Genomic DNA, 14,082 nt, shown 5'->3' with positions numbered 1-14,082 from the left:
TAAGGCAAATCAGGAGGAATAAAATGAGATTACAACCTATTGATCTTCAAAAAATAAAAATACAGGATCCTTTTTGGACAAAGCACGTGAAGCTGGTGGGAGAAGCAATCATCCCCTACCAGTGGGATGCCATGAATGACCGTATCCCGGATGCGGAGCCGTCCCACTGCCTGGAGAATTTCGCTGTTGCGGCAGGAAGAAAAAAAGGAGAATTTTACGGCGCGGTATTCCAGGATACCGATATAGCCAAATGGCTGGAGGCAGTGGGATTCTCTCTGGCAGCAGAGAAAAATCCTGAGCTGGAGAAGACCGCAGATGAGGTCATAGATCTCATTGCGGAGGCACAGCAGGAGGATGGGTATCTGGATACCTATTTTATTATAAAAGAGCCGGATAAAAGGTGGAAGAACCTGCGGGAAGGCCATGAACTATATACTGCAGGGCATATGATGGAGGCAGCCACAGCCTATTACCAGGGAACTGGAAAGAAAAAATTCCTGGGCGTGGTGGAGAAACTGGCGGATCTGCTCTGTGATACATTCGGCAGTGAGGATGGGAAAATCCATGGGTATCCGGGACATCAGGAAGTGGAAATCGGTTTGATCAAACTATTCCAGGTGACCGGAAAACGGAAATATCTGGATCTGGCAAAGTATTTTATTGATGCGCGTGGAACAGGAGAGAACTATTTTCTTCAGGAAATCAGCAGAGGCGACAGCGGAAATATCTTTCCGGAGCTTTCCGATTACCGTCCCGAGTATTCCCAGTCTGACAGACCGGTACGGGAGCAGGAAGCAGCAGAGGGGCACGCTGTAAGGGCAGTCTATATGTACAGCGCTATGGCGGACCTGGCATATGAATATCAGGACGAGGAGCTGATGGCAGCCTGTAAAAGACTCTGGAATAACATAGTACAGAGACAGATGTATATCACGGGAGGTATTGGCGCATCCGGAATTCTGGAGCGTTTCACAGTGGATTATGATTTGCCCAATGACTGTAACTATGCGGAGTCCTGCGCCTCCATCGGACTGGCTATGTTCGGCATCAGGATGGCGAATATAACAAAAGACGCTTCCTACATAGATACTGTGGAGCGGGCTCTGTATAATACGGTTCTGGCGGGGATCGCTCTGGATGGAAAAAGCTTCTTCTATGTAAATCCTCTGGAGGTGTGGCCTGATAATTGTATGGAACGCACCTCAAAAGAACATGTAAAGCCCACCCGTCAGAAATGGTTCGGTGTTGCCTGCTGTCCACCTAATATAGCCAGAACCCTGGCTTCCATGGGGCAGTACATATATTCTGTTGGTGAGACCGCTCTGTATGTCCATCTCTTTATTTCAAATGAGGTATGCATAGAAATGGAGACAGGGGAAGTCAAGGTTTCCCTGGAGACGAAATTTCCTTTTGAGAATCTGGTGAGGATAAAAGTCAGCCATGTGCCGGACGGAGGAATGACACTGGCAGTAAGGATTCCGGAATACGCCGGAATGTACCAAATGACCGCAAAAGGACAGCTTCTGGAATATAAAGAAGAAAAAGGATATGCATATCTTGCACTTGCGCAAGATGCAGATATCAGTATTTCTTTTGAAGCGCCGGCAAAATTTGTCCGTGCCAATCCCAAGGTACGTGCTGACTGCGGCAAAACGGCAGTGGTAAAAGGCCCCCTTGTATATTGTCTGGAGGAAATTGACAACGGGAAAAATCTGGCAGAGCTGTATGTGGATACAGAGAAGGAAATACAGGAGGTACCGTCTGAGCTGTTCGGGGGTATCACGGAGCTGGTGCTGCAGGGTAAAAGGATGGAAGAAAGTGCCTGGGATGAAAAAGTGCTGTATGGAGAACATCCGGTGAAGTTATCAGATGTAACATTGAAAGCGATCCCCTACGCCTATTGGAACAACAGAGGTATGGGAGAGATGGCTGTGTGGGTGAAGGAACTGATCTCAGGGTGAAAGAATGAACGGGAAAGGAAAAGGTTAAAGACTATATGAAGAAAAGAGGATGGAAGTTATGTTCTTTGGTGCTGAGTACAGCAATGGCTGCCACCTGTCTGCCGGCAGGAACCATCAAGGTAAGAGCCGCTGAAGAGGAGGGGGCCGCAGCCGGTGAGGAGAATGGAATCGTGAAGACAACAGAGGCTGTGATCCAGGATGATTTTACAGGGGATCTTGATCCTGCCTGGTTTGATATGGCAGGAAACGTGGAGTATACGGAGGGGGCACTGACCCTGAATAACGACGGCGGACCTGTGTCTTCTATAAAAAGAAATGTGGGAAACGGCGATTTTACCGTTGAGACTAAATGGAGCAGCTATTCTGCCGATACCCAGGGAAACAATTCCGTAGTCATCTTCCGTGTCTCCGATGGAACAGAGAATAATCTGGTGGAGATCCAGCGTTTCAGCAACGGGGAGCTGAAGCTGCTTTTGATCAACGATAAGGTGCAGACCTCTTATACCACGAAAACGGATTTCGCAGACACAGAAGGCTGGTTCCAGATTGGATATAACAGTGATGACGGGACAGTGATCGCTGTGTACAGGACAGGGGATGAGGATGAGTACATTCCCCTGGAGGGAAATGGTGAGGCCATGTCCAATTTCGGAGGAAAGCATGTAGCTGAACTCAGAGCACAGAAATGGGGCGGTTCAGCTCCTGTATCTGTTGATTTCTTACAGTTCAACAGCACTTTTGTGAAGGAGGCCCAGTATAGCACAGCAGAAAACACAGATTTTACCGGGCCTGTTCTGACAGATGACTGGTATGGGCAGGACGGTGATGTTAGATATGAAGACGGACATCTGGCTCTTGTAAATGCAGGGGACGGAATCAGTACGGTAAAGAGGAATGCAGGCGACCAGGATTATTCCATAGAAGCCAAATGGAGCGGTTTTTCATCAGATGAGACAGGAGGGGCCATACTGCGGACATCTCTGGATTCATCTGAGGAGAATTTTGCCCAGATGATGCGCATGGGAGACGGGACACTCCGTTTTACTGTGGTAAATCAGGGGGAGACAACGGAGAAGATCATCCCCTATGAAGAGTCACAGGGCTGGTTCCGTATTGACTATGACAGCCAGGCACAGACCATAGATGCCTACTATAAAGTAAATGATGAGGACATGTATGTGCTGGCACCGGGCAGCGGTATGCCGGTGAGTGATTTTACGGGTATCCACACAGCAGAACTGATCGCGGATGACTGGGATGCCCAGGGAGAGACCAGTATCGTTTTTGACGAAGTGGATTTTGCGTATAATGAAGAGGTGAATCTGAAGCTGCAGTCAGATTACTTTACCGTAGATATTGACGAGAAGACCGGCGGTATTTTTAAGCTTTCAAATCCGGGGGATGAGTACGGGACCAATTATGTGATGAACCCCACCATAAAGCCGGAGTTTGACGTGGATGATTCCCGCTGGACAGGCGATGTGAAATTAACTGTAAAAAAAGGTGATTCTGATTATTATCCGGCGCTTACCTCTTGGTCTGATGATACCAGAAAGGTGTCCAGAAGAGATGACGCGGTCACAGTTTCCTATGAATCGCCATCTGCCGGGAAATACGGCATCAAGGATTTTGCGCTGCGTGAGACTTACCGGTTAAATGAGGAGGGGAACCAGCTCAACTGGTCCATCAATATACAGAATACAGCAGATGAAACGATTGAGATTGCGGATCTGGGCCTGCCTCTTCTTATGAATTCCTGGTGGAATACCAGCCAGGAGGGAATCTATGAACAGAATGTGGCCCGTCATTCTTATGTGGCAGAGGACGGTTCTTACATTTACTGGCAGCGGCCAAACGGGGATGGTTCCTTTTTAGTTATGGTGCCTGATGACGGGACTTCGCTGGAGTTTAAAGATAAGGCCAGATTTAAGGAAGGGCCGTTTGCGGAAAAGGATCCGAGCTGGGAAGGTCTGGTTGAGTATTATATCCATTCCAAAGAGATATCCAAAGACCGTCCGGGAGGCTATCTGCCGGTAACATCCCTGAGCCTTGAGCCGGAAGCGGAACAGACGTATGGATTTACATTTTACTGGGCATCAGATTATTCGGACCTCCGGGACATCCTCTATGAAGCCGGGATCGTGGATGCGGTTTCCCTTCCGGGAATGGTGATCCCCCAGGATATGAAGGCAACGCTGGCAGTGAGATGCAAGGAACAGATCAACAGTGTGACTGCTGATTCAGACAGCACAGAGATAACAAAAAAGGAAGACAGAAATGGCTATGAGATCTATGAGATCGCTTTCTCTGACCTGGGAGAGAACTATGTGACAGTAAATTATGGGGAAGATAAGAAAAGTGTGCTGCAGTATTATGCTACGGAACCCATAGAGACTTTGATCCAGAGCAACACGGATTTTCTTGTGGACAAGCAGCAGGCAAAGACGGAAAAAGGGTACAACGGAGCATACCTGCAGTGGGATATGTCCACCGGAAAACAGATATCCTGGGATGATTATCCGGGAGGAGGATGGAAAGAATGGATGGCAGGGGGTTCTGATGACCTTGGATTATCCCCGGCAGTCTATCTTTCTGAAAAGAATATCACTGCCCCCCAGCAGGACCAGATCGATTCCCTGGAGTATTATATGGAAAACTTTATCTGGGGATATATGCAGCAGCATGATACCTATAAGGTCTACCGCTGGTATGACGGCAAGGATGGCACGCCAAAGGACCAGGGCACCTGGAGATCCTATAATTATGTGCATGTGGCCAATACCTATTACAATATGTACCAGATCGCACAGCGCTACCCTGATATGACTCATTATCTCAGTGCAGATGATTATCTGCTGAGATGCTATAACACACTGAAGGCATACTTTACATATGGAATGTTTGACGGACATAATTACGAAAACGGAGGAAGAGGCGCCTATATTTTCGGAAATATGGGAGAGATGAACCTGCCTAACATACTGAATGCCCTGGAACAGAACGGACATAGTGAGGAGCAGGCGTGGCTGGCCGGCAAAGTGGAGGAAAAAGCAGATATCTTATTTGCTGAGGCATATCCCTTTGCTTCGGAGATGAGCATTGACACCACAGGATTCGAGGCATGCTATACGCTTGCGAAGATGTACGGCAATGGGGCGCTGACAGACAAAGTCACACTTGCCTCTCTGGCATGCCGCGGCATGCAGCCGCTCTGGTATTATTACGGATCCGACAACAGGCATATGGGGGAATCCTGGTGGAATCTGGGATATGAGACCCAGCTTGGGGCATGGCAGCAGCAGGACTATCTGTATACCTATGCGGATACATCGGATCAGGAATTTGACGATATTATGAGGGGCACCTATGGCGCTTATCTGGCAGGGTGGGCCAACATCAACTCGGGTCAGATCAGTGACAGTGATGTAAACTATGGTGCAGCGTCCTGGCAGTATCAGAGTGAAAAAGGAACTAACGGATACAATTATATCCCGAGTCTTGACGGCTGGTGGGCATGGTCAGGCGAGGCATCCCTGGGATTCTGGGGCGGTTTGAAGACAGCATCTGCCAATATTGTGGATGATGACATTGTAGGACTGTACGGATATGGCTGTGACCTGGATTACGCGGACGGAATATATTCCATTGTTCCAAAAGACGGTGTGCGCACGCGTCTGACTCTGTATAACAAAGACAAGTTCGCTGTACAGCTTGATAAGACAAGATATACAAAAGCCGGTATTGCAGATGATCTGAGCAGTATTGCACTCACACTTGAGAATGTAACAGAGAAGGAATATGCCCCTGAGATAACCATCAGCAGGCTGCCGGCCGGAGAGTATGAGGTTGTGGCAGATAAAAAAGTGATACAGAGTTTTTCCAGTGATGGCACAGAAGCCGTATTTACACTGGAGCTGTCAGCGGATAAAGAGCAGGATATCCTCATTCAGACAAAACAGTCCGCAGAACCTGCCGATAAGACAAACCTGGAGACAGCAGTGAATCTTGCAAAAGAGACGGCTGCCCAGACAGAAAAGTATACAGAGAAGAGTCTGGCTGATCTTAACAACGCGATCCGGGAGGCAGAGGCTGTACTCAGTGCAGACAGTGCCGATCAAAAGGAAGTGGACCAGGCAGCCCAGAAACTGGCAGCAGCCATGGATGCCCTGGTAAATGTTGAGATTCTGAGAAATTGTGTAACCAGGATGGAGAATCTGTCAGAGGAGGATTACACCAAAGAGAGCTTTAAAACATTCTCCGAAGCAAGAAAAGCGGCAGCGGATGTCCTGGAAAAAGCCGACGCTTCCCAGGAGGAAGTGGATCAGTCCTACGAAGCGCTTGTAAAAGCGTGGGGAAAACTGGAGCATGGTGTGAATACGGCTGCTGCGAAGGTAGCTGCCAGAGAAGCACAGGCTATTTTGGACCAGGATGTATCTGTCTACCGCCCGGCAGGGATAAAGAAACTGAAAGAAGCACTCAGGCTTTTAAATGGGGTGCTGTCTGATGAGACATCCACCCAGGAGGATGTGAACCGGGCCACAGAGACCCTGATCACAGCCCTCACAGAACTGAAAGACATGGTGGATGCCTCAAGGCTTCAGAATATAACGGACCTTGCCAGGGAACTGATGCAGGAGGCAGACAAATATACAGAAGCTTCACAGACAGCACTTCAGACAGCTATTGACACAGCAGCGGCAGTGCTGGAAAATGAAGACCGTACCAAGGCTCAGGTCTCCCAGGCTTATGAGGCTGTGGCAGAGGCTATCGGAAACATGCAGGTGCGCGGAAACAAAGCAGCACTGGAATCGGCTGTCCAGATGGCAGAAGATATCCTGAAAAACGCAGGCAGCTATACAGATACTTCCCTTGCAGGCCTGCAGGAAGCACTGGACAGCGCAAGGCAGGTGCTTGATAATGGGGATGCACTGCAGCAGGAGATCAATGACGCTGCGGCTATGCTCACGGAAAGTCTGACAAAGGTGCGGCTGTTGGGTGATGTGAACCATGATGGCAAGATCAATACCAGTGATGCAGCCTCTGTACTGAGAGCAAGTGCGGAACTGACAGAGATAGCAGAGGAAGACTTAAAAGCAGCAGATGTCAATAAAGACCAGGCCGTTAATACGGCAGATGCCGCACTGATCGAAAAATATGCGGCAGAACTGATCACGTCATTTTAAAGAATGCAGGGAGGGGCTTCAGGTCCCTCCCTGAGAAAGGATACAGAAGCCTATGAAGAGAATAATGAAATGGAGTCTTTTGTCATTGATGCTATCCATGTTTCTGTGTGTGTCAGTTAGGGCCGCATCCAAAGGGATCGTAGACATTGAGGTGCCGGAAATAGAGACAGAGGATAAAGAGATAACAGCAGAATGTAAAATAAGCGGTGCAGGTGAAGTGACCAACGGAAAAATCCGTATTACTTATGACCGGGAAAAACTGAAATTAAAGGAATCCGGCCAGGGGGACAGTCTGGCAGATACCATGGTGGAGATCAATGACCCGATTACGGGAAATAAAAATGAGGGTGAGATCGTATTTGTCTTCGCTTCTGCCCGCCCGGTGTCTATAGACGGGACTCTTCTGCAGATGAAATTCGACAATGCGGGACTGAAGTCAGGAGAAAAAACAGAGATCAAAGTTGCAGTTGAGGAACTTGCCGCAGAATCAGAGGAGCTGACAGAGACGGCAGAGTGTAAAAACGGCACGGTCTTTATAGGTAAAGCGGCTGATAACACTGACGATACACCAAAAAAGACCGGCAAAACCACAGCCGGGAAGAATTCCGCGGCCGGCAGCACGTCAAAATCGGGAAAAGTCAAGACAGGTGACACACTGAAGATGAAAGAAGCACTGGCAGCAGCAGGGATTTCTCTGGCGGTTGTCATATCAGGAGCCGTGTCATTGAGGAAAAAGAAAAGGAAACAGTGATGAGACATGACAACAATTCGTGAGATCGCAGCAGCCTGTAATGTATCCATAGCCACAGTCTCCAATATTTTAAATGGAAACGGAAAGCGGAAAGCCAGTGAGAGGACACAGAAGCTGGTTCTGGAAAAGGCCAGGGAATTAAACTACACTCCCAATCTGGTTGCCAAGAATTTAAGACTCCAACGGACCAAAACATTGGGGATCCTGATAGAGGATATGACTGTTTTTCATGTGCCGTATGTGGTCGACGGAATAACAGAATACTGTGAAAATACAGGATACGGCCAGACGCATGTGGATTTGAGGCTGTGCAGTAAACTGGGAAACGATTATTTCCGCAAGAAGGAGTTTGCACAGTCCGTACAGAATGCGATTTCAGAACTTGCCGCTAAACAGGTAGACGGCCTGCTCTATATCACTTCCCATGAGCGGGTTCTGAAATGCATTCCGGAGGATTTGGGGATTCCGGCGGTGATGGTTTACGGCTACACGCATTCCAGCAGATATCCCTCCTTTGTGATCAATGACAGAAAAGGGGCCTGTGATGCAGTGACGGCTGCCATCAAAAAAGGGCACAGGAAGATTGGTGTTATCACAGGAGAGAAGGACAGCATCCACACCAGGCTCCGCCTGGAAGGATACCGTGAAGCGCTGGAGGATGCGGCAATTTCTGTCCGTGAGGAATATATTGTTTACGGCAGCTGGTCCAGAGAGGCAGGGTGCCGTTGTGCGGAAATCCTTTGCGGACAGGGCGTGACAGCGATCTTCTGCATGAGTGATGTCATTGCAGGGGGTGTCTATGATTATTTCCACAGCCATGATATCTGTCCGGGAAAAGATATTTCCATAGTGGGATACGATGACAGAGAATTTGCCTCTTATCTTTATCCTGCTCTGACAAGCATCAGAATGCCTCTGCGGGAGCTGGGAATGAAAGCCTGTCAGATTCTCATAAATGAAATCCGGGAGCGAAAGGAAGAAAAAATGGTCAGGGTTTATGAAGCAAACCCTCTTTTGATTGAGAGAGATTCCGTGGAAACTGTGTCGGAATAAGTGAATAAAGCTGCATGGAACGTTGGATACTATACCTTAAAGTAAAAATGAGGTGCAGTATGAAAAACAACGGGAAAAATCCACGCAGGCCAACCAAAACAGAAGCCCTTTCCTGTCTTGCCGTGATGATTGCAGTGATGCTCACCGGCACAGTGAAGGGCTTTGATATATCTATCTCTCTTTTTATCACAGCTGCGTATGTGGGAGTGATCGGGCTTCGCTGCGGGTTTACGCTCCATGAGCTTCTGGAGGCAATGTATCAGAAGGCGGGAGAGCTTACAGATTTGTTTTTCCTGCTGTGCGGGATCGGTTTTTTGACCGCCTCATTCATATTTGCAGGCACTATACCTGCGCTGATCACGTATCTGCTTGCATTTGTGACGCCGGGTCTGTGTATATTGTTTGGATTTCTGTTTACGGCGGTGACTGCCTTTTTCATCGGAACCAGCTTCGGTACCTGCGGTACCATTGGGGTTGCCATGATGGGCCTTGCCATTGTCATGGATGTGAATCTTGCGGCAATGGCCGGTGCTGTGGTGTCCGGGTCCCATGTGGGTCTGTTTTTTTCTCCCATGGCAGATAATTTTAATCTGGTGGTATCAGTTACAAAAACAGATTCTTTAACTGTAATGAAACGGGCGGCTTATATTGGCATTCCCACTTTTGCTGCCTGTATTATTTTTTATAGTGTTCTGGGGGTTCTCTCCGGGTCAGCTAATTCTGCCTTTGATCACAGTATGCTTTCAGAGGGGCTGGCTTCCGTTTTTCATATCAGTCCTATTGCCCTGATCCCCATAATCGTGGTGGTTGCAGGCAGTTTCTTACACCTGCCCTCTGTGGTCTCTTTATTCGGAGGAGGTTTGATCGGAATCCTGATCGGCACACTGCTGAATGGATTTTCCATCTGGAAAGGGCTGGCTGCCGGGTATCATGGGTTTGACCTTACTGCAGTGACAGGAATCTCTGCAGATGCAGTTCTGCCGGAGATTGTCACTCTGTGCAACCGGGGCGGAATGCTCTCCATGTCTTCTCTTTTTGTGATCCTTTTTGCAGCGGTGGGGGCTGCCGGTATTATGATCAGGATAAAAGCTGTTGAAGTCATTGTGGAGACACTGTTTGGGAGAATACGCTCTGTCTTCGGCCTGGCTGTCAGCAGTTGGTGTATCGGCACCATAACAGGGGGAATCACCAACAGCTCCGCGCTTTCCATTCTTATGCCTGTGGAAATGCTGGAAGAGAAATACAGGGAATTCGGATACTCCTCCCTGGACTGCGCAGTGGTAGCGAACACTGCGGCAAGTCCCATGCTCAGTATCATCCCCTGGACAGATGTGGCTCTTTACATGTCCGGTGTGGTGGGCGTCCAGGCCGCGGTCTATGCGCCTTACAGTATGTGGAGCTGGGGGCTGGGGGTGATGAGTATCATCTGCAGTATTTTGAAAGCCGGTTATCACAAGGACAGGGCGCATGAGGTTTGACATTTCTGCAGGCAGACCTTAGAATAAAAGAAAAACCATTTGCACACCCTGCAAACGGGACGGCGGAGGCTGTGCGAAAAAGAAAGTGGAAAACAGACTATGATAACGAAAGATGAGATACTGTTATACCACGGGTCAGGCCGCATTCTGCTTTCCGGTGAGGATTTTATTTATCTTCTGCCTCATCCGGCGCTGCGTGCGTGGATCTCCAATTATACGATCACGTTTCCGTGTGAGAATGCAATGCCGGATCATTATACTGTGATACCTCACGGGAGTGCCACCCTTACCTTTTGTGCGGATGAAAAGGGCATCTGCAGTAATCTGTTCGGCCCGGCATCCCTGTCCTGTAGGGTGGGAGAGCAGGCAAACCGGTTTGGTATGCTGTTCATTATTGAATTTCAGCCGGCCGGTTTGTCTGCGCTTACAGGGGGAGGACAGAAGGAGCTTTTGGATAAGACCTTTTCCTTTGCACTGATGGATCAGGGGTTAAACAAATCCATGACGGAAATATTGGAAAGTTCTGTCAGCATACAGGAATTGGCTGACCGCGCTGACAGACTGTTTTTGTCAAAGCTGATTCATGTGTGTCCGCCCCAGATCCACGCGGCTGTGCGGTCCATTATTGAAAATGCGGGGAATATTACTTTAAAGGAACTGTCTGCTTCTGTATTTTACAGTGAACGGCATTTGAACCGGGTGTTTGACCGGTATCTGGGCATGGGCGTTAAAACATTTTCCCGCCTGGTCCGTATCAACAGAGCGGTTCGGCTGCTGCAGAACCCCGGAAATCATGTGATTGATGTCTGTACTTTATCGGGCTTTTACGATCTTCCCCATTTCATACATGATTTCAAATCCGTGTGCGGACTTACGCCCGGGGAGTACCGGATGAGGATGTCCGATTTTTACAATGAAATTGCGAAATTTTAAGATACAATAGAGAAAATCATACCAATAAGGAGACTGTAAATATGAAATATGGCGGTACTTTGATTTCTGTATCTGATATGGAACGGGCGAAGGATTTTTATGAAAGGGTAATGGAGCAGAAGGTGGAAATGGACCTGGGCACGCATGTGTCTTTTGAAGGCGGCATTTCCCTGCAGTCCGATTATGAGGCGCTTGTGGGCGTAAAACTGGAGGCACGGGAGAGGCCGAATAATTTCCAGCTTTATTTTGAGGTGGAGGATTTGGAACACTGGGAGAAGAAGCTGAAATCCACGGAGGGGATAGAATTTATCCATGGAAGCAAGGAATACCCCTGGGGACAGCGTGTCATGCGTTTTTATGATCCCGATAAGTATATTGTAGAAGTTTCGGAGAGTATGGAGAGTGTGGCAAAACGTTTTCTGGCACAGGGACTTTCCGTGGAGGAGACCGCGGAACGGATCATGTATCCCGTAGAATTTGTAAAACAGCTATAAGAATCAATCCTGTCATTGCAGGCCGCTCATGTGTTGGGCGGCCTGTAGTCGTATAATGGCTGTGAAGCGGCAGGCCCGATTCATTTCCTGCCGGTATTGCGGTTGAAATCTGTAAAATCTTTCAGTTTCCATATCTTTATTACCGGTTTTATGCTATAATTTCCAATAAGTCAACACTGCTCATGTATATTTTAGGGCAAAAGGAAAAGAATGTAGCGGAGGCAGCAGAAAATGAAAAATTTAAAGTTATCACGAAAACTATTTATCTCCTACGCTTTGATACTCACAATGCTCATTTTGGGATGCGCCGTGAGTGTGGTGGATTTACTAAATATGGGAGAACAGACAGAGACTTTCTATGAAGGTCCGTTTATGGTCAATGGAAGTGCCAATATTATCAATTCCAATTTTGAGAGAATGCAGAAGGCTGTTTACAGGTCCATATCCAATTCCGATCCGGTGATCATAAAGGATGCTATTGCCGATGCGGGGGAATCCGCCGCGATTATCCAGGAACAGCTTCCTGTGATTCGGGAACATTTTCTGGGAGACCCGCAGATCATTGAACGATTGGAGGATGCACTTACCAGGCTGGCACCCATGAGAGAAAAGGTCCTCCAGCTTGCCGGAGAAAATAAGAATGCCGAAGCTGCTGCGTATATGGAGAACAACAATATATTTGTGATTCAGGAAGCACAGGAAGAACTGGAGAGTCTTGTGGAGAACGGAAACAGGAAAGGCGAAGAACTGGTTGCGGGGCTGAAAGAGAAACAGGAGAAGGCAATCGTGACGCTGCTGATGCTGGGCAGTATCAGTGTAGTCATCAGCATTGTTTTTGGGGTCTATATCACCCGCGGGATCACCAGGCCGGTAGACGAGCTGGAGAAGGCAGCCCGCAGCATGGCAAAAGGAGAACTCTCGGATGTGAAGATCCGCTATGAGTCCAGGGATGAGATGGGGAATCTTGCAGAAAATATACGCACAATGACTGCAAATTTAGTCTGTGTCATTCAGGATGAAACAAAGCTTTTAAACCAGATGGCAGAGGGTAACTTTAATGTGCAGTGTGAGAACGAGGATTGTTATGTGGGGGAATTCCGACAGCTTCTGGAGTCCATGAAGGATATCAATACCAGTCTGAGTGATACCCTGCTTCAGATCAGTCAGTCGGCAGACGAAGTTGCCTCCGGTTCGGAACAGGTATCCTCCGGTGCACAGGTTCTGGCACGGGGAGCCACAGAGCAGGCATCCTCCATAGAGGAACTGACAGGCACGATCGGTGAGATATCTGATCAGGTCAGCCAAAATGCGGAAAGTGCACAGGAGGCCAGTGCCAGAGCTGAAAAAGTCATGGGCCAGGCAAAGAAAAGCAGCCGTTGTATGCAGGAGATGCTGGGGGCAATGTCAGAGATCAGCAAGGGTTCCCATGAGATCAGCACGATCATGAAAACCATTGAGGATATTGCCTTTCAGACCAATATTCTTGCTCTGAATGCGGCCGTGGAAGCAGCGCGCGCGGGGGAACATGGAAAAGGCTTTTCCGTGGTGGCCAAAGAGGTGCGCAACCTGGCAAATAAATCGGCATCCGCGTCCAAAAGTACAGCCGCGCTGATAGAAAAGTCCCTCCGCACCGTTGAACATGGAAAAAGGACAGCCAATGAGACTGACCAGGTGCTCAGGGAAGTGGTAGAGGGGGTTGACAGTGTGGCGGAGGCTCTGAACCATATTACGGAAGCATCCGTAAAACAGTCCGATGCGATCCGCCATATCACAGACAGCCTTACCATGATATCCGGCGTAGTGCAGACAAATTCAGCCACAGCGGAAGAAAGCGCTGCGGCCAGTGAAGAACTGTCTTCCCAGGCCCAGCTATTAAGCCGTTTGGTAGAGAATTTTATATTGAAAGATTTTGGTGAAAGTTATACGAAATGCTGAATGTGCATTGATGCAGGAGAGGGGGCCGAAGGGATTTCGGAAGGATGGCCGCAGGTTATGTGCCTGCGGCCATTATTTTGTCGGATTAAGTGGGCATATATTTCCTCAAGTCCCAGATTGGCCAGCCCTATATATTGATAGCCGCATTTTTATTTCCTCATATGTCGGTTTTTCATAGCACTACTTTTCAACAGATGGTTTTGTACTGTCGGGCACCATTTGGGCACCACAAGCCTTTCTTTCCAGCTGGTAAAAGGACACATATGCGGAATGTTAGAAATCTGTTTTTTGAGG

Annotated in this window: 8 protein-coding genes; all 8 read left to right on the top strand. The window is 48.4% G+C overall.

The window, feature by feature from the left end:
• Positions 1-23 precede the first annotated feature (23 nt).
• The gene (locus tag V8Q34_RS09465) at positions 24-1,961 is read left to right on the top strand and encodes a glycoside hydrolase family 127 protein (protein ID WP_033141912.1); all 1,938 of its coding nucleotides are present in this window, start codon (positions 24-26) and stop codon (positions 1,959-1,961) included.
• Positions 1,962-1,996: 35 nt separating this feature from the next.
• Complete coding sequence (locus V8Q34_RS09460) at positions 1,997-7,144, top strand: DUF5695 domain-containing protein (protein ID WP_335835301.1); 5,148 nt, start codon at positions 1,997-1,999, stop codon at positions 7,142-7,144.
• Between the two features lie 52 nt (positions 7,145-7,196).
• The gene (locus V8Q34_RS09455) at positions 7,197-7,895 is read left to right on the top strand and encodes a hypothetical protein (RefSeq protein WP_335835300.1); all 699 of its coding nucleotides are present in this window, start codon (positions 7,197-7,199) and stop codon (positions 7,893-7,895) included.
• Positions 7,896-7,901: 6 nt separating this feature from the next.
• Positions 7,902-8,948, top strand: coding sequence for a LacI family DNA-binding transcriptional regulator (locus V8Q34_RS09450; RefSeq protein WP_103731625.1), 1,047 nt, complete (start codon positions 7,902-7,904; stop codon positions 8,946-8,948).
• Between the two features lie 59 nt (positions 8,949-9,007).
• Positions 9,008-10,426: a Na+/H+ antiporter NhaC family protein gene (locus V8Q34_RS09445; protein ID WP_158587263.1), complete on the top strand. Its 1,419-nt coding sequence runs from the start codon at positions 9,008-9,010 to the stop codon at positions 10,424-10,426.
• Positions 10,427-10,525: 99 nt separating this feature from the next.
• A complete protein-coding gene (locus V8Q34_RS09440) occupies positions 10,526-11,359 on the top strand; it encodes a helix-turn-helix transcriptional regulator (RefSeq protein ID WP_054352765.1) in 834 nt (277 codons plus the stop codon).
• 41 nt (positions 11,360-11,400) lie between these two features.
• Positions 11,401-11,853 carry a VOC family protein gene (locus V8Q34_RS09435; protein ID WP_033141918.1) on the top strand — a complete coding sequence of 151 codons (453 nt, stop codon included), beginning with the start codon at positions 11,401-11,403 and terminating at the stop codon, positions 11,851-11,853.
• A 231-nt stretch (positions 11,854-12,084) separates the two neighbouring features.
• On the top strand, positions 12,085-13,788 hold the full coding sequence (locus V8Q34_RS09430) for a methyl-accepting chemotaxis protein (RefSeq protein ID WP_335835299.1): 1,704 nt from the start codon (positions 12,085-12,087) through the stop codon (positions 13,786-13,788).
• Positions 13,789-14,082 lie beyond the last annotated feature (294 nt).

Origin of the sequence: Blautia sp. JLR.GB0024, assembly GCF_037000545.1 — a bacterium.
Classification (GTDB): Bacteria; Bacillota; Clostridia; order Lachnospirales; family Lachnospiraceae; genus Blautia; species Blautia celeris.
Note: the sequence above shows the minus strand (reverse complement) of the source record. Positions and strands in the feature narration are given on the sequence as shown.

Excerpts from the sequence above, each read along its gene's own strand:
- V8Q34_RS09440 (WP_054352765.1), top strand. The coding sequence starts at position 10,526 with ATGATAACGAAAGATGAGATACTGTTATACCACGGGTCAGGCCGCATT.
- V8Q34_RS09455 (WP_335835300.1), top strand. The coding sequence starts at position 7,197 with ATGAAGAGAATAATGAAATGGAGTCTTTTGTCATTGATGCTATCCATG.
- V8Q34_RS09465 (WP_033141912.1), top strand. The coding sequence starts at position 24 with ATGAGATTACAACCTATTGATCTTCAAAAAATAAAAATACAGGATCCT.
- V8Q34_RS09460 (WP_335835301.1), top strand. The coding sequence starts at position 1,997 with ATGAAGAAAAGAGGATGGAAGTTATGTTCTTTGGTGCTGAGTACAGCA.
- V8Q34_RS09430 (WP_335835299.1), top strand. The coding sequence starts at position 12,085 with ATGAAAAATTTAAAGTTATCACGAAAACTATTTATCTCCTACGCTTTG.
- V8Q34_RS09435 (WP_033141918.1), top strand. The coding sequence starts at position 11,401 with ATGAAATATGGCGGTACTTTGATTTCTGTATCTGATATGGAACGGGCG.
- V8Q34_RS09445 (WP_158587263.1), top strand. The coding sequence starts at position 9,008 with ATGAAAAACAACGGGAAAAATCCACGCAGGCCAACCAAAACAGAAGCC.
- V8Q34_RS09450 (WP_103731625.1), top strand. The coding sequence starts at position 7,902 with ATGACAACAATTCGTGAGATCGCAGCAGCCTGTAATGTATCCATAGCC.